Origin of the sequence: Marinomonas sp. S3726 (assembly GCF_000967665.1) — a bacterium.
Taxonomy (GTDB): domain Bacteria; phylum Pseudomonadota; class Gammaproteobacteria; order Pseudomonadales; family Marinomonadaceae; genus Marinomonas.
On record NZ_JXYC01000004.1, the window covers coordinates 636,869 to 658,343 of the forward strand.

The following is a 21,475-nucleotide window of genomic DNA, read 5'->3' on the forward strand; positions in this document are numbered from 1 at the left end:
CGATAAAGTGATTGTTCATAGTTATGTATGATCTGCACTTTGATACTGAATAAATACGGATCTAGCATAATCAGAAAGTGGCTGAGACTTTCTTGTTGTTTCATTCATTTGAACAATCACAGTTTCAGCTGAAGCCACGCAGCGATCGTCTTGAAACAAACGTTGAAAAAGACAAACAGAGCTATTACCAACCTTGATTACCTGAGTGCCAATATCAACATTACCTGGCCAATTGATTTCACCCAATAAATTCAGGTTCGAATTGGCAATAACAAACTCACAGTTATCAGCCAACATGCCTTTCTTTGTATCAGACATAAACTCAACCCTACCTGTTTCTAAAAAAGTTGAGAACATGGCGTTATTAACATGACCTTGACGGTCTGTGTCAGCGTAGCGAATTTTATCGTAGGTCTGTAGTGGAAAACTGTCTAATACATTGAGCCGTGAGTCTTTATCCGCCATCTTGTTCTCCTCCCATCGTTTTGCTTTAAACTCTGATTTTTAGGCGATCACTATTAGGTTCTAGGCACTTGGTTCATACGGTCTAGAATATCGAGACCTTGTTGATTCCAAAAATGAAGGAGATCAATAAAAATCCAATTCTCAGCTAACTTGTCACCCTTACGGCGATAAATATCTATTACTCGTAAGTCTCCCGGTTTCCCTGTCGCAGGCATTCCCATAAAGCCACCAGTTGGTTCTAAAGTAAGGTTTGGCCATCCAAAAAATCCACCAAACTCTCCTTCTGCTATGCGGCATAAATGGCCTTTGAAAATACGATCTTTAAAGCCTGCTCTAAAAGGACCAGAATGCTGCTTTGCGTAGCGCTCAATGGTATAAGATGCACCAATTCCAGTAGGCCCCCACCAAATCATATCTTCGCACCAATGTTGGCGTAACTCATCTTCTAAAGACATCTCTTGCTGCCAAGTCGAGATGTTATCGACCATAGAATCGATGAGCGCAATGGTTTTATTTCCTTCAACTGGATCTACTTCGTCATACAAAAGGCCTGTGTGTGTTATTGGTCCAGGTTGTACGAGTTGTGCGCCAGTCATTGGTGGGAAAGGGTTTAAGCCTGCTTGCATCATGACATGGGGAATATCGAAATACATTGCCGTTTCGACAATTTTATTTCCTTCAACTTTATGAAACTCACAATAACGCAAGAAAGTCATTTTGCCTGTTGCTGCAATGCCCAGCCAAGAGTCATCTAATAGGCCCATTAAATGCCCCATAGAAACGACCCAAACACCTTTACCCTCTTTGCCTTCAGGTAATCGGTTTACGCCTGCCATAAAAATATCTTCACGGCGTTGTAGATGTTTAAACGCTTGGCGTAGAGGTTGCCAAAATAAAGAGACGACGTCAGTGTAGCTTTGTTGCTCATTAAAAGGGTGGTAACCACGCCATAAATATTGATCAGCTAGAAAGTCTTTGGTGTTAGTTTCTAAATCGTTTAACTCGGCATTGTCTAAGCATTCATAATAATTACGAACGAGTTGTTTTGCTTGTTGTAGCATAATGACCTCTTAAGTACGGCTCTTTTCAAAAGCAGCCCAAGCTGCTTCGAATTTTTCGAAATTAAACCCCTTTTCTGAGGCAGGACCTAAGACTAATTTTTCCGTCGTAAGTAACTTATCAATCGCACTTTCCAATATAGGAATAACATCAAGGGGAATAACTAATGCACCATGGCGGTCAGCATGTATTAAATCGCCATCATTGACTGTCATACCAAAAATTTCGACTGTTTCGGCAATACTTTTTACATGTACGAAAGCATGGCTAGGGCCAATGGAGCCAGCAATAACAGGGAAACCATCGGGAAGGTCTCCTAGATCTCGCATGACCCCATTTGTCAGTGCACCACTCATACCAAAGCCCTTATGGATTGAGGTATTTATCTCTCCCCAATAGGCGCCAACTGCATTTGGGTAATCCGTATCTTCGACAACGGCTAAGGCGGGGCGAGGGCCTTCAAACATATGCTTATAGTAAGCCATTCGCCTGCTTTTAATGATGTCAGCTGCCTCGGTTGCTGGTTCATTCGCTGCAATTTTTGCTGTACGAGCAAAACCAACAATAGCGCCAGCGTCTGGTGCAGAACTTAACATGGTGCCACGGGTAAACTGGTTAAATCCGCGTTTACCTTGGGCAACTTCAATGGCATTACACACAGTGGGTGTATCGACTTGCTGTAATTTTGCTAACAAAGTTTGATTAATCATTGTTGTAACCATTTCTCTAATACGTGGTTAGTGATCTTTGGCTGTTCTAAAGTGGGAAGGTGCCCAGCTTTTGGGACTATGACAAACTCAGCATGAGGAATAATGGCATGCAGTAGTTCATGTCGATCTAAAGGGCAGAGTTGATCCTCTTGCCCCATTAGAATTAAGGACGGCACCTTCACTTGCTTAAGATTTAACTGTTGATCTGGGCGACTTTGAAGTGCTTTTGATTGCCTTATAAAGGCTTTGCTACCTAAATCTAGTGCCATATTTAAACAAATATCAGCTAACGGCTGCTTATGTGTTTGTTCGGCAAAGTATCGGCTAATCATTTGCTCTTGCATTATCTTCGCTAGCTCACCATTTTGTACTGCAATGATCTGTGGCTCTCTGGCTTGTTGTACCTCTTTTAGTTCGGCTCTAGGATTGGTATCTAATAGCGCCAATCTTGTGACACGCTCAGGTGCTAGACGAATCACTTCCATAGCGACAATACCGCCCATAGACAAACCCGCAAGTGCGAACTGATCTGGTGCTTGCTGTAATACTTCTTGTGCCATAGCTTTTACTGTCATTGCCATTCCGTAATGAGGAACAATTACCTCTGAAAATGCTTGTAGGTGATTAATTTGAGGTTTAAATAAACGCTCATCACACATCATTCCAGGTAATAAAACGAGATTATTAAGTGTCATTTAAATTAGCCTATTTTAAGTTTCTAGGACTGCATACGGTTTAATTATCCGTCCAAGTTAAACCGGCTAAATCATCCGTTTTGCTGATGCGAAATAGGCTAGCTTCTCCAGTAACACAAACTTCAACAGCATGGGCTAAACCTGGAGGAATCCAACATGTGTCTCCTGGATTGAGTACTTCCTCATGACCTTCCCATGTTAGTTTCCAGTGACCTCGCATAGGCATCAGTACTTCATGCTGCGGATTGGTATAGACATCAGATGGAATTGAATTACGGCTTAGTAGTTCCACTTGAAAGCCTGGTTTATCTTTTATTAAACCGGTTTTACTAATCACATTACATGGCGCATCTTTTGCCAATGCCATCATGTCCCAATAACGACGTACATAATTTGGTACAACCACACTGGCTGATACTTCTGGAATAAGAGCAACGTCTTCTGGGCTCATTTTCGGCATAGCGTTAATCCCTTCAGGTAACTGCTCGCCTTTTTTTGTGTCGTATAGCACGCCAGTTTCAGCGAGTATCAGGCCATGTTTTTCTGCAGCTTCTAAAACATGAGGAGCCCAGATAACACCACCACCTGAATCATCTCCTCCAAGCATGGACATGATCATGCCATAATCTGTACCGACGTTTTCAAACCCACGAAAGACACGAGTAGGAATATTGAAGATATCACCCTCTTCCAGAATGACTTCGCCTGCATCGCCGTGCTCACCCCAAAAAAAGCGCCAGCGGCCTTTAAGTACAAAAAATACTTCGGCCGTATTGTGGTAATGCATTGAATTAAAGCACTTAGGAGGCTGTCCTGCTGCACCGATATTGAAACCGGGCGTTGCTTTAATATGAACATGTTGGTCAGGGCTTTCTGCTACACCTGCACCTATGATGGTAAAGTTTTCTTTTTTATCTGAGCCTGGTGTATGTGCATCAATAAAGGCAGTACGGCATGGCTTTAATTCGCCATAACGTACGATTTGTGGTTGTTCCATTTTAACCTCGCTTGTAATGATCATTTGCTTGTTTTTAGGCGTAGAAATCCGCTAGATCTAGCAAAGGCAAAATAGATCCCTTACCTAGATAATCTAGGGAGTGTAATAAAAATCAGTTTAAAACTTGCTGCCTTGATTAGCCTGTCTGTAAGGCGATTTGCTTCCAAATAGCGGTTTCGTCAAACAGAACATATTCACGACGTATGCCCCAAGGACCGAACTCAACATGGGCGGCCCCCATAATGTAAACATCTTTTCCGGTCGGCTGGCCAAAGGTGCCCCAGCCATCATGTTTACCTTGTAGGCTAAAACGAATTGCAGCGCGTGGCGGCATCATTGGATCATTGCGACCGATTTGGTGCTCTATGGTAAATTTAGCGTTAGGGAAACTGGCACGAAGACCGATCCAAAAATTATCGATAGCGGCGAAAGAAATACCTTCAATTCCACCAGGGTAGGCAACATGACAAGCTCTATCGTATTCACGTGGTATGGTTGCCATATCTGCATTCATCAAGCGTAGCAGAATATCTGCATATTTTTGGCCCCAAGCATTATCGTTACCTTTGCTTTTGTAAGGGCCGGGTTGATCTATTGCAGGGGTGAAAGGCATGTTACTTTTTTCAGGACCACCTTCGCGTTCAATTTGATCGACAGCAAAGGCCTTTGGGTCCCAGCCCATTTGTCTGACAATAGCGCCTTGATCACGGATTAACCATTCATCTGTAATGGCATTATTGATGGCGTAACAGTCTGCAATGATGCGGTACTTAAGTTGTTTACCTGTGGCTTTACCAAAGATGCCATCACCTAAATGGGTGGCAGTAGAATAAATGCGATGAGAAGACAGCATGCCTTCTTCCTCGTTGCCGCTCCAAATTACATCTTCGCCCAATAGGGTTCTGTCGGGAAACTCTGCTAGGGTTGCCATGGTGGCGCCTATTACACCTTGGTTACCAATAGCAATCGTAGACGGAGTGCGTACAACAATGTCTTCACCATAATATTCGTGCAAGGTGGCAATGCCGCGATCTTCCCAAATTTCTTTTGTAATACTAATAATGTAATCAGGAAAATCTTTGAACTTAGGGTTAAAGCCTTTCATTAGTTAAAAATCCTTTTGGCACAATGGCACTTTTACGAATGATTAATGGGCCATCTATTTCTATATGGATGGGCTGGTCTGACGTGCTACTTTCACTAAATAATAAACGTATGGTTTCGGCGACCATGTGCTTTGCTGGTTGGCGTACGGTCGTTAGATTAAAGATGGGCCATCCAGCTAAAGGGACGTCATCAAATCCGACAACGGATATATCTTCTGGAATGCGTAACCCCAGCTCTTTTTCAAGCACGCCGATGGCAGCAAAGGCCATATGGTCATTGGCAAAGAATACAGCGTCAGGCCGTAGCTCTTTATCAAACATTGTACGTGTGACTTTAAGGGTTGCCTCATAGTTGTAATTGCCTACACCTCTTGAGAAAAGCTCGATTCCAGCTTTTTGTAAGGTGTCTACAAAGCCTTTTTCACGGTCTCTCTGTGTCGAAGCATCTTCCCAGCCAGCGATATAGGAAATACGCTGATGACCTGCTGCAATAAAAAGCTCGGCTACCTTACAACCGCCTTGGTAGTTATTAGTAGTGACAGCATGAAAGCGGTCTTTCTCCAAGTAACGGTTAAATAAAACAACCGAGATACCTGCGGCTTTGCAACGGTCAGCCAAAGCAGAAGACATGCTTGCTGAAGCGAGCACAACGCCATCAACTTGATAATCAAGAATCTCTGCCATTACCTCATCCATATCATCGGATTCGGAAGCCATAAACATGAGAGGGTGGTAACCACGCTTTCTCAGCTCCGCTGACAGAATTTCCAAGATTTCCGGATAGAATTGGTTGTTCAAATAAGAGACTACGACGCCAATAATACGACTGTTTCCTGTAATCAGTGAACGGGCCAAAACATTAGGTCGATAACCTAACTCATTCGCTGCTTGGTTAACCTTATCCGCCATTTTTTTAGAAACAGAGGCTCCAGGAGTAAATACTCTAGAAACAGCTGATTGGCTTACGCCAGCCAGTTTTGCGACGTCTTGTGAAGTCACTTTTGACATAAATTACGCTCCTAATCTGCCGTCCAGCCACCATCAACAAGTAAACTGGTGCCAGTTACCATTGAACTTGCATCTGAGGCTAAGTACATCACGGCAGCCATAATGTCTTGCACTTCGGCAATACGGCCTAATTTGATTTTTTCTTCCACCCAAGCTTTACGTTCTGGGTTGCTAAATGTTTGCTTTGCCAGTTCAGTATTAACAAAGGTAGGGCAAACGGTATTGACACGAATACCTTGGCTTCCCCATTCTATCGCCATGGCTTTGGTAAAGCCTTCAACAGCAAATTTACTGGCACAATATACTGCTCGATCAATACCACCCACATGAGCCATCTGTGAACTGATATTAATGAGTGATCCAGTTTTTCCTCTCTTTATCAGTCCTTTAGCAACTTCACGAGTTAAAAAATATGCTCCTCGAACATTGATATCCATGACCTGATCATAATCTGCCACTTGGGTTTCTAACGCTGGACTGTGTTTTGCGGTCCCTGCGCTATTGACTAGAATGTCAAAGCTGCCCACCTGTTTTATTTGATCTCGGGTAGTCTCAAGGTCACTAATATCCAGCGCCATTGCACTGGCTTTTAAGCCTTCTTCTTGTAGACTTGCGACTAGATCCGTTAAGCGATCAAGTCGTCTTGCTGCAACCACAACATCAGCTCCTGCACGGGCCAATGCCACAGCACTTGCCAAGCCAATACCGGAAGACGCTCCAGTGATGAGGGCACGTTTACCGACAAGTGAAAAACTAGGGGATTCGGGTAATTGCATTAACAATCTCCAATGGGGAAAGAAATACTGCTTTGAAGCCGTACTTTATTAAATTCACGCATGCGAGCCAAGACATCGACGCCAAGCTGACGGTGGATATCAAGTAGGTCAAAAAGCACCCAATTCTCTCTAATTTTATCACCTTCCATACGCCAAAAGTCTAAACTACACAGGGTGATTTCTTGACCTGAAGGTGCGATACCTAACCAACCATCATATTGAATGGTTTGTTTCATATTGGGCCAACCAGTGACTGCGGCATAGTCGCCATCAGCAAAGAAATTGAAGATTAGACTCTCATCTGCCTGACCTCTGTCTGGCATGGCAGCCAAAAAGGGTATTTGATGCCAATGACGAAAGCCAGAAATACCTCTACAAGTGCCAACGCCAGCCGGTCCATACCAGTTCATTTTAGGGTGCCAAAAGTGTTCTAACTGCATTACTTCTGGGCCGCCTTGGCTGGGATGTTTAACTAGGTTTTGAAGCATGTCTAACACGACTTGTTTACTTTGCTGAGCGCGCGTCGAATCTGTTTTAATGCTTAGACCATTTTGACTAGCGGGTGCAGGAATACAAAACATTTTTCCTAAAGCAGGTGCCATTGGCCAAGCATTAGCTTGCATCATCACTTCTGGGATATCCCAAATAGCTTGAACCTCAACTATTTGCTGATTTTCGAAACGGTAAAATTCGTGATAACGCATGTAGGTCAAATGACCTATTGGTGGTATATCTAACCAAGGTTTAATAAAAGTACCCATAAAATTGCCACTGCAACCTACCCACTCATGGCCATGGTCACAAGTACCTGACATCAAGATAAAATCACGCCTTTCAAGATCAGGTAAACTATCTTGTAAGGGGAGATAGCAGTTTTCAAAAAACGCCTTAGGACCTCTCATTTCTCCCCAAGGATGACACATTTTTACGTGACATTCGGGGGAGAAAAGCGTTTGCATTTGTTGCCAAACTTGCTCTTTAGAAAAGTCGGCTAAAGCATCTAAAAAAGGCTTTATAAGTACTTTATTTTGCATAAGTTAAACCTAACTATTCAGCACCAGTGCCATAAGGTACATCTTTGTTACCAAAGCGACGTACACGAATATTGCATTGCTCAGCATGGCCAACGAAGCCTTCTAGCATGCATAAACGAGAACCGTACTCACCAATTTTAACGGCAGCTTCATCTGTGGTGATTTTCTGATAACTATGGGTTTTTAGATATTTACCTACCCAAAGACCACCGGTATAACGGCCTGCTTTTTTTGTGGGTAAAGTATGGTTTGTGCCTATTACTTTATCGCCATTCGAAACATTGGTTCTCTCACCTAAGAATAAACCGCCATAACAGGTCATATTATCAAGGAACCAGTCATCACGATCTGTCATGACTTGTACATGTTCATAGGCTTTGTCCTCAGAGATGGCTAACATCTCTTCATAGGTATCACATAGGATGATTTCACCATAATCGCGCCAGCTAGGTGCAGCAGTATCCGCTGTGGGTAAAATCTTAAGAAGGCGCTCTATTTCATTCATTGTATCTTGGGCTAACTTACGGCTGTTTGTGACTAAACAAGCAGGGGAGTTATAACCATGCTCGGCTTGGCCTAATAAATCTGTCGCGCAAAGTTCACCATCAACCGTATTATCGGCGATCACCATGGTTTCTGTTGGACCAGCGAATAAATCAATACCAACACGGCCAAAGAGTTGTCGTTTAGCTTCAGCAACAAAAGCATTACCCGGGCCAACGAGTAGGTGTACAGGGTCAATTGATTCAGTACCAATTGCCATAGCTCCGATGGCTTGAATCCCACCCAATACATATATTTCGTGGGCTCCACCTAGGTACATTGCAGCGATCACTGCTGGGTTAGGCTCACCATTAAAGGGCGGTGTACAAGCAATGATACGAGGCACACCTGCAACACTGGCTGTGGCAACTGACATGTGAGCAGACGCTACCATAGGGAATTTGCCACCGGGAACATAACAACCCACTGATTGTACTGGGATGTTTTTATGGCCCAAAATCACTCCAGGCAAGGTTTCTACTTCCACATCTAGCATAGAGTCTCGTTGTGCCTGAGCAAAGTTTCGTACTTGTTCTTGCGCAAACTTAATATCGGCTAGGTCACGGTCAGACACTTTCGCCATGATATCTTGAATTTCTTGATCACTAAGACGAAATGATTCGGGTGTGTAATTATCAAATTTAGCCGCAAGTTCGCGTACGGCAATGTCCCCTTCGGCCTCAATTTTAGCGAGAGTTTGTTCGACGACTTTACGTGTTTGAGCATCATCTGCTGCTTTATCTGCTTCTGCTTTGGCGTTTTTTAACCATTCAATTGCCATTATGTATATTCCTCTATCTATTGTTCTGGTTGTGGCGCTTGTTTTTCACCGCGATCGAATGCTTCCCAGCCTTCACCATTAAAAACATCAACACCTAACTGTGCTAAGACAAAAGGGAAATCAACCATTACCCAGTTATCTACAATTTTGCCGTCGACAACTTTCCAGAAGTCCATATATCGAATTTCGACTTTTTTACCGCTTGCTTCTATCCCCATAAAAGCACCTGAATGTATGGCTTCTTGACGCCCAAAAGCGGCGGCCCACTCACCCATGTATAGGCGTGCTTCATCAATGCAAATTTTGTCAGAGAAAGCGGCTTGAAAAGGCTTCTGCCAATTATTTTGGAACTCTTTAAGGCCTGTCTTTGAGCCACAACCTTGGTTTCCCATCCAACGAAAACCTTGGCTAAAAAATTCGCCTATATCCGCAATACGGTGATCGTTCAAACCATCAACCATACTTTCAATCACTCTTTGTGTTTCAGCAGTTTTACTCATATCCGTATCTTGGCTGAGTGCTGCTTGTACTGGTCTGTTACCGGACATATAAATCTCCTCAATAAACATTAAAACTGAACTAGGTGATGACCAGATATCTGCTGGCATCTACCGATAAAGTATTATTTCAACCACCTTAAAAGGTGCCTGAACATTGTGGTGCGAGAACCTGTTTAGCCTTTCACTGCTCCTGCGGTTAGCCCGCTTACAATTTGGCGCTGAAAGAACATGACTAAGACAAATAATGGCGCGGTTGCTGACACGACTGCTGCGACGGCAAACATGACGTTACCTTCAACCTGAGTGGTACCCATAAAGCTTGCGATAGCAGGAATCATGGTTTCATTCTCTTGGCTTAACAGCATGGAAGTGACGGCAAAGTCGTTGTAGGCCAACAAAAAGCTAAATAGCCCAGTGGTAATAACGCCTGGCCACATTACTGGGATGATGACATAGCGAAATGCTTGAAAACGGGTGCAGCCATCTACCATGGCGCTTTCATCCAAGTCCTTCGGAATGTTCTGAAAGAAGCTATGCAGCATCCATAAGGTAAACGGCTGATTAATCGCCACCAGTACAATAATGGTGGTGGGTAATAGCCCCCAGATATTCCATTCAAAGAAGGGCAACATATAACCTGATACAAGCGTGATATGAGGCATAGCGCGAAAAATTAAGGCGGTTATCAGTATCCAAAAAACATACTTCTTACCCGAACGAGCCAGAGCATACCCACCTAAAGTACCAAAAGTTATTGAGATTACGACCGTGAAGAAGACGACAATGGATGAATTGAGCACCGCTTGCCAAAAGCCTGATTCTACCCAGGCGCCGTAATAGCCATCACCAGTGAACGCAGAACCTGTTTCAGCTATGGTGTTAGCACCAGAAAGAGCATTGCTCCAATCAGCTTTAGAGAAAAAGTCCCCTTGAACTTTGAAGCTTCCCCAAAGTGTCCATAAGAACGGAAAGGCGGCTATAAGTAACCAAGCCAGTACTAATATTCCTGAAACAGTAACCAATAATGGGCTGCGAGCTTGTGATTTCATCATGATTAAGACCCTTATTAGTGAGCTGCTTTGTTATATTGACGCCAAGTTCTAATCAGGACTGGCATTAATAGGATGACGACACCCAAGATAGTGAGCATGGACGTGGCACCTGCGGAACCATATAAAGGCGAACCACTTTCACGTAAGTCATTAAAAATTATCCAAGACAATGAGGTCGCATGGGCTTCAGCAGAGAAGCCAACAATCGGCTCAAATACACGAAAGTTATCCATCAATTGAATTAAGAGTAGGAACACAACTAAGGGCATCAAATGGGGTACGACTACATACCTCATACGTTGCCAGCGGCTGGCTCCATCAATCATAGCGGCTTCCATGGTGTCTTCAGGAACAGATTGTAGCCCTGCATAAAAGACAATAAAGCTGAAAGGTAGGCTATGCCATACGCCATATACCATGATCATGATCCAAGTGAGCAGTGGTGATGCCTTTAGACTTAAGCTCTCGTCATCAAATATGCGCTGTATCGTGGCGCCAATAATGCCGTCTGCATCTACCATCCAAAATAGGATCATAGAGCCGATTAATGGCGTGACAATCATGGGTAAAAGGGACACAAAGATGGTTGGCCCTTTAACAAATTTGGGTAGGTTATTGACACCCACAGCAACAGCAAGCCCCAAGACGATTACAAAGGGTGTAACAATTGCTGTATAGGCAATGGTAAAGAATAAAGCCCGATAGAGAGGTAGGTCTAAAGCCTCATTGATGAAACCTGAGAGACTATCATTGTTGTTCCAAGCTTGGCTTATTTCTGATGTGGCTAAATGAGCGCGGTTAGTATAAGTGTCGAAACCATTAAAACGGCCTAAAGGCTGTTCCTCATTGAGCTTTTTAGCTGCCGCCGTATCTATGCTTGTGACTTCAGTACACCCAAATGGGCCACAGTTCTCAGATACAATTAATACCTGTTCATGCTCAATATGTAGCGACTGTATAAATACAGATACTATGGGCAAGGCAATAAATAGAATCATGGCCGATAGCGTCGGCAAGATAAACCAAAAAAAGGTACGATTCGCCATTATTTGATCTCTATAAGGTTTTAGTTTGATTTGGTGTGCCCTCATAAAGAGGGCCCTGATTTAGCTTTTTTACAAAAAGCCTTTCTCTTTTGCCGCTATGTTGTAAGCCGCTTCTACATCTGCCAGTGCTTGTTCAGCACTTTCATCACCCTTTAAGAAGTCAGAAAGCTCATTACCGACAGCACTATGTAAAATGCCCATTTGAGGAAACATAGGATAAGATTTAGCGCCGCCTCTCACAGTTGCAGATATGCCTGTAGCATTTGGTCCTGGTTTAAAACCATCAATGAGCCATACAGCATCATCGTTATGCGCAGCTACCATGTTAGGAGTCATAGCAGAAGCTAAGGCGGCGAAAGTTGCTTCGGCATCAGCGTCAGGGATGTTTTTTGCAATAGTGACGCCATCCCACCATAAGGTCGCAGCTGGAGTTGAGCCACCAGCGACAGTTGGTGCACCTGATAAAACAGTGTTTGATGTGACTTCTATCGTCGAGCCCTGATCATCTAAGATGGGCTCACCTCGAGAGCCCCACATGATTCCTAGAGCAGCTTTGCCCGCTTCCCATAAACCTTGTGTTTCATTAGATGCTTGAGTAAGAAAATCTGGATTTGCATATTGAGTTAATGCCTTCATTAATTTTAATGCAGCAATGCCTTGCTCATTATTAATGCTGACTTCAGCTGTTCCTGACTTAAAGAACTGACCGCCATGAGCTAAATACAAAGTATTGAACACTTCACCTTGGTTCCAACCTTTTTTAAGGTTCATCACAAGAGGGTGTTCCATGATACCTGCCGAACGGATTGCTTCAGCGGCGTCTAAAACTTCTTCATAAGTTGATGGGATCGACTTGATACCTGCTTGTTTTAAAATATCTGAGCGGGAGAATAAGTGTTGGGAGTTGGCCATAAAAGCAATGGCCATGACTTTGCCATTAATAGTGATTAATTGGTGCTTCTTCAGGTTTTGACCATATTTTTCAACATATTCATCGAGAGGCCTAACTAAACCATCGTTCATCAATTGTACTAAGGTCGCGTTAGCTACAATAACTGAGGTATATTCCGCAGGTGTTGGTGTCAACGCTGCGTTCATAATCTGACGAGCTTCAGCGGTATGGTTGATAGTGAATTTAGTTGCGTAATTTTTGCAATTATTCTTTGCCGTACTTACTAAGGCATGTATAGCCGGGAAGTCATTTGCTAAAATGCTGATTGAAGCATCAGTTGGACCGCAGTTATTGGCTAAAACTGAGCTGCTCATTAATGTGGCAACGGCACTGGTTAAAACTACTTTTTTAGAAATCATATCGAACTCCTATAGCTCCTGTTATTTTTATTTTCAGCAATCTATCTACAAGTCATTAAGCCTACTGAGGCTAGTCGTTGTGCTTTTAATGATTTGTTTTAGTCGTTTATTCTTTGTCCAGTATTGCCATCGAAAAGGTGGCAGTTTTCTGTCGGAATTTTGATTGAAACTAGGTCACCAATTTCAGCATGGAAATATTTGTCCGTACGAACACTCACTAAGGTGTTATTAATTAATACCGTGACCATGTTGGCGTCGCCCAATAGCTCCAAGGTATAAAGTGGTGCATTAATTTGCCCTTCCCCTTGTTCACATAGCTCGCCATCCTCAGCACGAAAGCCTAAAGTGTATTTGCCATCAGGTAAGTTGAACCCTTTGAAATTGACTTTTTCTTGACTAAACTCCCCTGCTTTTAGGTTGCCATCAATCAAGTTCATCGCAGGTGAGCCAATAAAACTTGCTACAAATGTATTAACAGGGTTGTCATAAATCTCTGTTGGTGTACCAACTTGCTGCACGACGCCGCCATTCATGACCACAACACGATCTGCCAAGGTCATGGCTTCTATTTGGTCGTGGGTGACATAAATGGTGGTTACTTTTAATTCATGAGAAAGATTTTTAATCTGAGCCCGAGTAGAGACTCTTAATTTGGCGTCTAGATTTGAGAGAGGCTCATCCATTAAGAAGACCTGAGGATGTCTAACAACGGCGCGGGCCAAAGCAACACGTTGACGCTGGCCACCAGATAGGGCGGCAGGTTTACGTTCTAGAAAACTATTTAGCTCAACCATGTCAGCTGCTTTCATGACTTTTTCGTGTTGTTCTTCCTTCGGCACATTACGAACCTTTAATGGAAAACGAATGTTGTCATACACTGTCATATTCGGGTACAGAGCATATGATTGGAAAACCATGGCAACATCACGGTCTTTGGGCTCCAGATCATTAACTCGTTTATCGTTAATCAATATATCGCCAGATGTGGACTCTTCTAAGCCTGCAATCATGCGCATTGTTGTTGTTTTACCGCAGCCAGAAGGCCCTAGTAATACTAAAAACTCTTGGTCTTTAATCGTTAAATTGAAGTTGTCAACACCGTTAAAATCTCCCCATTTTTTGGTGAGATTAACCAATTTGATTTCTGCCATTGATAGAACTCTAGTTGTCTGTTGATCGATTTATTTGCTGTTGCATACGCTTGCAAGATAACGTTTTACAACCCCTTTGAATACGAATGCAAATTACATTTATCAGCAATTGAATACGTTTGCAAAATCTTTTTTTAGATTGTTTTTTGTACAATTGGACAGGTTTTAACACTCAATTATTATGGGTTTTAGTATTGAGTAATTAAGATTTCTATTGAATGCTTTTTAGTGTTTTTTATAATGTTAAGTTTCTTATTTAAAGTATATTTTTCAATAAGTTAAATAAATTTTAATATTTGAATGAACTGTTTATTTGAATGCTTTTTAAACAGTGGAAAGATAAGTTTTTAATGGTTTTATTAGGTTAAAAAGCTTGATGATAAAAGGTGAACTTATTATTTTGCTAATTTGGTAATAAGTCATTGTAATTTTGACCATTTAAAATTTTTTAAGTTTGTTTTTATAGGCGTAAAAAGAAAATTTATAAAATGGCATCTTTTGTTGGTCAAAGCGTTTTAATATTTATTATGGGAGTATTCACTTTGGCGAAATAACATTTAATTTTCACACATCGTTTACTTACTTTTCTGAGCAGCAATAACTCAATTAACAAATGATCATATTTGTGTGAGGAGTTAGGGGAGTACTGTGATATCTGTTGTTAAAAATACGTATGCCAAGGACTGGGTTACCTTTGGCATACGCAAAAACATCATCTGGAGGGGTGATACTAGCTATTGTTTGTTTCTTTCAAACTACGAGCATGGAAGATATAGCCTAGTAGGTTCAAAAGAACTTGTGCCGCTAAAATGCTGGTGGTGCCAGTCTGGTCATAATCTGGTGCCACTTCACATAGGTCGATACCCACAACATCACCTTGCATAGCAACCTGTTGCAGTACTTCCATTACTTCATAATATTGGAAACCACCATGGCTTGGTGTACCTGTGCCTGGAGCAATAGACGGGTCAAAACCATCAATATCAATGGTGATATAGTAGCTTACATCTTTGGGGATAAGCTTCATCACACCTTCTAAACCAAGGCGACGAACATCTCTTACCGATAGGATAGTAGAGCCGGCTTCTTCAGCGAGTTTGTGGTCTTTTTTATTCGAAGAAGACACATTACGTATGCCTAGTTGAGTCATACCGCTAATGTAGCTTTGCTCTGAGGCACGACGCATAGGGTTACCATGGCCGTATCTTACGCCGTGGCGTTCATCGACAAAATCCAAGTGAGCATCTATCTGGATAATATGGATAGGCCCTTTATCGGCAAATTTCTCGAAGGCCTTGATACAAGGGGCATTGACCGAATGGTCACCGCCGACTGTGACAGGTAATACACCTGCTTCAAGCATCTTTTTGACACCGTATTCGATATTGGCATGACTCTTTACTGTGTCGGTATGCACCATGTCAGCATCGCCAATATCAACAATTTTGACGCCTTCTAAGTACATGATGTCTTCTTCATAAGAATAAGCACCACCATGACCAAAAGAGAAGAGGGTTGATGCTTCACGAACAGATCTTGGCCCCATTCTCGCGCCAGAGCGCCATTGGGTTCCGCAGTCAAAAGGCGCGCCCATAAAGGCAACATCGGCCTGTATCTTGTCCCAGTCTTCACAGGTCGGGCTTTTAGCAAAAGTACAAAAGCCAACAAAAGGTAGATTTAAGCGGCCACTTTCGTATGTGTTATTACTCATTTTATAAACTCCTATTCAGCAAATGCTGTCACTCGAACCTCGTTATTTATTGTCTGTGTGAGGTTGTCGAAATCAGTATTGCAAAGAAGTTTTCATTAAAAAATACGAAAGTTATTATGCTTATATCATAAAAATTTATGTTTAATTTTTACCTTCTTGTAGTACGTCTTGAATATCTTGTACTAAGACTTTGACAATATTCTGTACCGAAGAAGAGGCTCTCATTGCTAGATAAAAGGGTGACTCATGCTCTAGATTAAGATGATCAATGGCACGCATCTCGCCTTTTTCGACCCAGGTTTTAGCATAGTGATCCGGTAGGTAGCCCATAAACTGGCCACTGGTAATTAAGATGGCTTGGGCTTCCATGTTTGAGACATAGGCTTTGTTTTGAATGCCGGGTAAATCAGTTTGCTGCAAGTAGGCTCTGGTTGAGACTGGGTAAGCTTGTAATGTCTCCCAACTCATCTCTTCACTGGGTAAAGCAAATAAAGGGTGGTTCTTACCACAATAAAAACCATGCTCTTCTTTATCTAATAATTGATAACTTAAGGTGTTGTCTCGGCGCTGAAAAGGGCCAATACCCACATGGATATGACCATTTAATAAATCTCTTTCTAAGTCTTCTGGTGTGAGTATTTCAAGCTTGATAGACACATCATTATCCCGTTCGAAAAAACGTTGAATGGCTTTATTGATAGGAAAGCTTGGATTACTGATAGTGCTATCTATCAAACCAAGGCGTAATGTGCCTGTTAGTTTGTTTCTTAACTCGCCAAGGTCTGCTTCAAAGTCAGAGACGTTATTGAGCATGGTGCGACATCTGGCGTAAACCAGTTCGCCTTTTTCCGTGAGATTAAAGCCGCTTCTTCCTCTCAAACAAAGCTGAAACCCTAGGCGTATTTCAAAGTCTCGAATATGGGTGCTTATTGCTGGTTGACTCATACCTAGTGCGGCTTGGGCGCTAACAAAGCCACCACATTCTACGACGGTACAGAAGGTGTGCATATGTTTCATTGAATACTGTGTCATCTGCTTTCTCCAAGTTTATTGAAGCGGGAAACTGACTTTAAGATACTTTAGTTTTTGTGATGTAAACATAATATCTTTTATATTTTTTAATATAACTTCCTTTGCAATACTAATTTGGAATCGAATGATTTGTAACCTTTTCCAACACCTTTTATGGGTGTGGTTTTTCAAAACAATAATAAGTGCGAATAACGAGGTTTTATAAAATGCTTAAATTAAACAAAACTTTGAAAAAGTTAGTATTGGCGGCAAGTGTCATGAGTATGACTAGTTTGCTGCAGGCAGAAGAATGGAAGTTTGCGATTGAGGAAATTCCAGGCTCAATCATGGATGCTTATGCGCAAGAATTTAAACGTAAAATTGAATTAAAAACCGATGGGGAAATCACGGTTAATGTCTTTCCGCTAGGCTCTTTAGGCACACCAACTCAGCTGATTGAGCAAACCTCTTATGGCGTGGTGCACTTCTCCAATGTCTCAGTGGGTAACCTAGGCACTATCGTACCTGAGTCTCAACTTTTCTTATTACCTTACGCACTGCCTTCTGATTCCAGTGCTATCTCATCCATGTTGAGCTCAAGCAAGGTTATTTATGACGAGCTAGGTAACGATTTTAACAATAGAGGCCTTAAGTTACACACCATGTATTCAGAGGGGCCGCAGGTGTGGACAACCAATAAAGAAGTACGCAAACCGGATGATCTGGATAATTTCAAGATGCGAGTTATGGTGTCGCCTATCTTGTTAAAAGCCTATGAAGATCTAGGTGCTAGCCCGACACCGCTGCCATTTGGTGAAGTTTATGGCGCGCTGCAGTTGAAAATTGTTGATGGTCAGATCAACCCAGTACCGACAATCGAAGAAATGAAGTTCTATGAAGTAACGGATTATATGATTTGGGCTGGCGAGCAAGAGCTGGTGACCAGCATTATTTCTGGTAGTGATTGGTACGACACGCTTTCTCCTGCAAAGAAAACCTTAATTAGTGAAACCATGGCTGAAATGCGTGGCTTTATTGATGATGTGGTATTGCGCTTCAATCAGGAAAAACTGGCCAAAATCAAAGCGGCTAAACCTGAAATTGAGTTCGTTAAGTTAACCCCAGAAGAGCAAGCGGTATTTCGTCAAAGAAGTAGTGCTACTCACTCCGCCTTTAGTGACATAGTGGGTGCCCGTGGCCAAGAGCTACTGACTAACCTATTGAACGAAAGCAAAAACCTTTAACTAAATTATCAGGCATCTAGGGTCAAACCGGGTGCCTGTTTTCATTTCCCTGCTTTTTGTAAATTGTCACTTGTTAGTGCTTTAACAAAGTCAGGTCTTTTCTCTTTTCCTCAAGGTGCTATTTGGGGATCAAGAGTCTGTTGATTTAAGGAGGTGCATTATGCCTCAAGCAAATTCCTTTTTTGGGCGAGTATTAACGGGTTTAGACAACATCATAGGTAAGGTTGAAAGCTTGATTTTGACTGTTTCCATCGTTGCCATGGCCACTAATTCAATCGCCAATGTCTTTGGACGTTATCTCTTTAACCAGAGCTTATATTTCTCCGACGAACTGAATCAGTTCCTCATCGTTATCATCACTTTTATGGGGCTTGGCTATATCACACGACAAGGTAAACATATTCGTATGTCCGCCTTTTACGATATTTTGCCAGCGGCCAAACGTAAGCTCTTAATGGTTTTAATCGCTTTAGTGACAGCCATTGTTATGTTACTTCTGGCTTGGTCTGCTCTTGAATATGTTCTTAAAATTGCACAACGAGGTTGGGTTACTCCTGCCCTGCAAGTTCCTCTTTATCTTACCTATATGTGGGTTGCGCTTGGTTTGTTATTAGCCTCAATCCAATACTTTTTAACGGCGATTAAAAACCTAGATCATAAGGATCCTAAGGTATTTATTTCATTTAGTGTGGTGGATGAATATGAGGATGCAGATATCAAGGACATGATAGAGAATGCGCAATTAGCACCTGCAGAAACCGCCGAAAATATTAACCTTAATCAGGCATCACCTCAGGAGCCAAGACTATGACTTTAGTAATGTTAAGTGTCATGCTGGTGTTATTACTTGCCGGCTTTCCTATGATGATGCCACTGCTTTGTGCGGCTATTATCGCTTTCTTTATCTATTATCCAGACCTGAGTTTACAGCTACTGATTCAGCAGATGATAGGTGGTGTGAAACCTTCTTCTTTGATTGCTGTGCCCATGTTTATTCTTGCCGCAGAAATCATTACCCGAGGCCATTCGGCTGATCGTTTGATCGATGTGGTTATGCGCTTTATGGGGCACTTTCGTGGTGGTCTTGCTGTCTCTGTTACCGCCGCCTGCGCCATGTTTGGTGCGGTATGTGGTTCGACGCAAGCAACCGTGGTTGCTGTGGGTGGTGCCATGCGTCCAAGAATGTTGAAAGCGGGCTATAACGATTCTTTTTCCATTGGTTTGATTATCAATGCGGCGGATTTGGCTTACCTAATTCCCCCTTCGATCGGCATGATAATTTATGGAGTAATTTCAGGGACATCCATCTCCGAATTATTTATCGCTGGTCTTGGGCCTGGGTTACTCATAATTGTCCTCTTCTCCATTTATTGCATTTGGTACGCCAAGCGACACAATATTCCGGTAGAAGCCAAAGCGACTTGGTCAGAGCGTCTTTTCTCATTACGTCGTGCTATCTGGCCGGCGGGCTTCCCTGTGATAGTAGTAGGTGGTATTTACGGTGGTATTTTCAGTCCAACTGAAGCCGCTTCTGTGTGCGTGCTTTATGCCTTGATTCTAGAGTTATGTGTATTCCGCTCGATTAATGTGAAAGATGCAAGAGACATTGCGCTTTCGACCAGTGCCGTGACCTCTGTTGTCTTTATCCTGATTGCCGCAGGTGCTGCCTTCTCTTGGGTGCTTTCTTATGCCCAAATTCCGCAACAGGTTATTGCCTCTTTGGGTTTAGAAGGAGCGGGTGTCGTCGCTACTTTAATTGCCATTAACTTGGCCTTTTTTATTGGCTGCATGTTTGTGGATTCCATCGTGGTTATCCTGATTCTAGTACCTATCTTTGCTCCTTTAGTAAAAGCCACTGGCCTAGATCCGGTTTTAATTGGTGTCATGATTACCTTGCAGGTTGCCATAGGGGCAGCAACACCGCCTTTTGGCTGCAACATATTCACCGCAGTGGCTGTGTTTAGGCGGCCTTTTATGGATGTGATAAGAGGGATTCACCCATTCTTATTCATCTTATTTGCTGTGACTGTACTGTTAATGAATTTCCCAGAAATCGCCCTTTGGCCAAGGGATCTCGCCTTTCGTTAACTAATCATAGAGTGCTAAGAGTACTCACAAAAAAGGGCGCTTTTCGCGCCCTTATACTTTGAATCAAGCTATTGCTGAATTCGCTCGTTACTGGGTGAGATGCCAAAAAAGTCACGATAACTCTTACTAAAATGAGGTGTGGTAGAGAAACCGCAGGAAATGCCCACATCGGTAATCGACATACTGGTTTGAGTCAGTAATCTATGGGCTTTATTGAGTCGAATTTTTAAATAATAGCGAGACGGAGTGTCTTTCAAATGCTTGTTAAAAAGGCGTTCTAATTGACGACGAGAGACATTGATATAGTCTGAGATTGAATCCAAATCTATCACTTCTTCGGTATTGGCTTCCATCAAGCTCACGGCGTTAATTAGAGATTCATGGCTACTACCAAGCGACGCCTGTAGCGGGATTTTTTGGCGTTCATTTTCACTACGAATACGGTCCGCAAGAAAGACCTCACCTATCTGAGTACTCACGTCTCGCCCAAAGTCATTACGAATAATATTGAGCATCATATCCAGCGCGGCAGTACCGCCAGCACAAGTGATACGCTTGTCATCAATCACAAACAAAGAGCTTTCGATATTCAGTGAGGGGTAAGCTTCACAGAACATTTCCATATGGTCCCATTGTATGGTGCAGCGAGACTGTTTAATCAGGTCTGCATGAGCCAATAAATAAGTGCCAGTGCAAAGGGAGCCTAGGGTAAGTTTTTGGTGTTTTTGCTCAATACGAGTGAGAAATTGAACCAGTTTAGGGTTAGCCTGTTTGACGACATTTATGCCTGCACACACAAAGATGGTATCAAACTGATTGAAGCTGGAACTGAAGTCAAAATCGGCAGAAATACTAATACTGTCGCTAGCTTTTACCGGTGCGCCATTATGGGTGATTGTGTACCAAGAATAGGCTTTAAAGCCTAATATTTGATTCGCCATACGCATGGCTTCTATGGCCGAAGTCATAGGCAATAGGGAGAAGTCTTCGACTAATACAAAGCCATAGGTAAAGGTCTTTGGCGGCGTTTGTGATTGCATTTGCATCGTTAATTTCTCCTTAGCAAATAAGTATTAGGCAAGGTGATCCAATATTCAATGGCGCAATATTGCTGGATCAATAAAGGTATAAAACCCCGGTTCAATACTCAAAGGTATCGAAACGAGGTACAAGATCAGCCCCTACCA

Annotated in this window: 21 protein-coding genes; 3 read left to right on the forward strand and 18 right to left on the reverse strand. The window is 42.5% G+C overall.

Going from position 1 to position 21,475, the window contains the following annotated elements; genetic code table 11:
• Window positions 1-21: 21 nt before the first annotated feature.
• From TW85_RS04070 to TW85_RS04150, 17 genes are all read right to left on the reverse strand, one after another.
• Window positions 22-465, reverse strand: a complete 444-nt coding sequence (locus TW85_RS04070) for a thioesterase family protein (RefSeq protein ID WP_046015765.1) — start codon at window positions 463-465, stop codon at window positions 22-24.
• A 53-nt stretch (window positions 466-518) separates the two neighbouring features.
• A complete protein-coding gene (locus TW85_RS04075; protein ID WP_046015766.1) occupies window positions 519-1,526 on the reverse strand; it encodes an ester cyclase in 1,008 nt (335 codons plus the stop codon).
• A 9-nt stretch (window positions 1,527-1,535) separates the two neighbouring features.
• Window positions 1,536-2,234, reverse strand: a complete 699-nt coding sequence (locus TW85_RS04080; RefSeq protein WP_046015767.1) for an RraA family protein — start codon at window positions 2,232-2,234, stop codon at window positions 1,536-1,538.
• Entirely contained in the window at window positions 2,231-2,929 is a 699-nt protein-coding gene (locus TW85_RS04085; RefSeq protein WP_046015768.1) for an alpha/beta hydrolase, read from the reverse strand. The genes TW85_RS04080 and TW85_RS04085 overlap by 4 nt, the downstream gene beginning before the upstream one ends.
• Window positions 2,930-2,969: 40 nt before the next feature.
• A complete protein-coding gene (locus tag TW85_RS04090) occupies window positions 2,970-3,926 on the reverse strand; it encodes a cupin domain-containing protein (RefSeq protein ID WP_046015769.1) in 957 nt (318 codons plus the stop codon).
• A 136-nt stretch (window positions 3,927-4,062) separates the two neighbouring features.
• Window positions 4,063-5,031, reverse strand: coding sequence for a polyketide cyclase (locus tag TW85_RS04095; RefSeq protein ID WP_046015770.1), 969 nt, complete (start codon window positions 5,029-5,031; stop codon window positions 4,063-4,065).
• The gene (locus TW85_RS04100) at window positions 5,018-6,040 is read right to left on the reverse strand and encodes a LacI family DNA-binding transcriptional regulator (RefSeq protein ID WP_046015771.1); all 1,023 of its coding nucleotides are present in this window, start codon (window positions 6,038-6,040) and stop codon (window positions 5,018-5,020) included. Before TW85_RS04100 ends, TW85_RS04095 begins: the two co-directional genes overlap by 14 nt.
• Window positions 6,041-6,051: 11 nt before the next feature.
• Complete coding sequence (locus tag TW85_RS04105) at window positions 6,052-6,816, reverse strand: glucose 1-dehydrogenase (protein ID WP_046015772.1); 765 nt, start codon at window positions 6,814-6,816, stop codon at window positions 6,052-6,054.
• Window positions 6,816-7,850: an ester cyclase gene (locus TW85_RS04110; RefSeq protein ID WP_084616097.1), complete on the reverse strand. Its 1,035-nt coding sequence runs from the start codon at window positions 7,848-7,850 to the stop codon at window positions 6,816-6,818. Before TW85_RS04110 ends, TW85_RS04105 begins: the two co-directional genes overlap by 1 nt.
• Window positions 7,851-7,863: 13 nt before the next feature.
• Window positions 7,864-9,174 (reverse strand): histidinol dehydrogenase, encoded by a 1,311-nt coding sequence (gene hisD / locus TW85_RS04115; RefSeq protein ID WP_046015773.1) that lies wholly within the window; start codon window positions 9,172-9,174, stop codon window positions 7,864-7,866.
• A 17-nt stretch (window positions 9,175-9,191) separates the two neighbouring features.
• Window positions 9,192-9,722, reverse strand: coding sequence for an ester cyclase (locus tag TW85_RS04120; protein ID WP_046015774.1), 531 nt, complete (start codon window positions 9,720-9,722; stop codon window positions 9,192-9,194).
• Window positions 9,723-9,847: 125 nt separating this feature from the next.
• On the reverse strand, window positions 9,848-10,726 hold the full coding sequence (locus tag TW85_RS04125) for a carbohydrate ABC transporter permease (RefSeq protein ID WP_046015775.1): 879 nt from the start codon (window positions 10,724-10,726) through the stop codon (window positions 9,848-9,850).
• A 14-nt stretch (window positions 10,727-10,740) separates the two neighbouring features.
• The gene (locus tag TW85_RS04130) at window positions 10,741-11,772 is read right to left on the reverse strand and encodes a sugar ABC transporter permease (protein WP_046015776.1); all 1,032 of its coding nucleotides are present in this window, start codon (window positions 11,770-11,772) and stop codon (window positions 10,741-10,743) included.
• Window positions 11,773-11,841: 69 nt separating this feature from the next.
• The gene (locus tag TW85_RS04135) at window positions 11,842-13,083 is read right to left on the reverse strand and encodes an extracellular solute-binding protein (RefSeq protein WP_046015777.1); all 1,242 of its coding nucleotides are present in this window, start codon (window positions 13,081-13,083) and stop codon (window positions 11,842-11,844) included.
• A 98-nt stretch (window positions 13,084-13,181) separates the two neighbouring features.
• A complete protein-coding gene (ugpC, locus tag TW85_RS04140) occupies window positions 13,182-14,234 on the reverse strand; it encodes a sn-glycerol-3-phosphate ABC transporter ATP-binding protein UgpC (protein WP_046015778.1) in 1,053 nt (350 codons plus the stop codon).
• 730 nt (window positions 14,235-14,964) lie between these two features.
• The gene (speB, locus tag TW85_RS04145; protein ID WP_046015779.1) at window positions 14,965-15,945 is read right to left on the reverse strand and encodes an agmatinase; all 981 of its coding nucleotides are present in this window, start codon (window positions 15,943-15,945) and stop codon (window positions 14,965-14,967) included.
• A gap of 141 nt (window positions 15,946-16,086) precedes the next feature.
• On the reverse strand, window positions 16,087-16,977 hold the full coding sequence (locus TW85_RS04150) for a LysR family transcriptional regulator (RefSeq protein WP_231870345.1): 891 nt from the start codon (window positions 16,975-16,977) through the stop codon (window positions 16,087-16,089).
• 206 nt (window positions 16,978-17,183) lie between these two features.
• Here TW85_RS04150 and dctP point away from each other — a divergent pair, with 206 nt between their 5' ends.
• The 3 genes from dctP to TW85_RS04165 all read left to right on the forward strand — a co-directional run bounded on the left by dctP (window position 17,184) and on the right by TW85_RS04165 (window position 20,288).
• Window positions 17,184-18,200, forward strand: a complete 1,017-nt coding sequence (gene dctP / locus TW85_RS04155; RefSeq protein WP_046015780.1) for a TRAP transporter substrate-binding protein DctP — start codon at window positions 17,184-17,186, stop codon at window positions 18,198-18,200.
• 160 nt (window positions 18,201-18,360) lie between these two features.
• Entirely contained in the window at window positions 18,361-19,011 is a 651-nt protein-coding gene (locus tag TW85_RS04160) for a TRAP transporter small permease (protein WP_071210255.1), read from the forward strand.
• Complete coding sequence (locus TW85_RS04165) at window positions 19,008-20,288, forward strand: TRAP transporter large permease (protein ID WP_046015781.1); 1,281 nt, start codon at window positions 19,008-19,010, stop codon at window positions 20,286-20,288. Before TW85_RS04160 ends, TW85_RS04165 begins: the two co-directional genes overlap by 4 nt.
• Before the next feature lie 68 nt (window positions 20,289-20,356).
• On the opposite strand, the gene TW85_RS04170 is transcribed toward TW85_RS04165, so the two are convergent.
• Window positions 20,357-21,334: a GlxA family transcriptional regulator gene (locus tag TW85_RS04170; protein WP_052701841.1), complete on the reverse strand. Its 978-nt coding sequence runs from the start codon at window positions 21,332-21,334 to the stop codon at window positions 20,357-20,359.
• Between the last annotated feature and the right edge of the window lie 141 nt (window positions 21,335-21,475).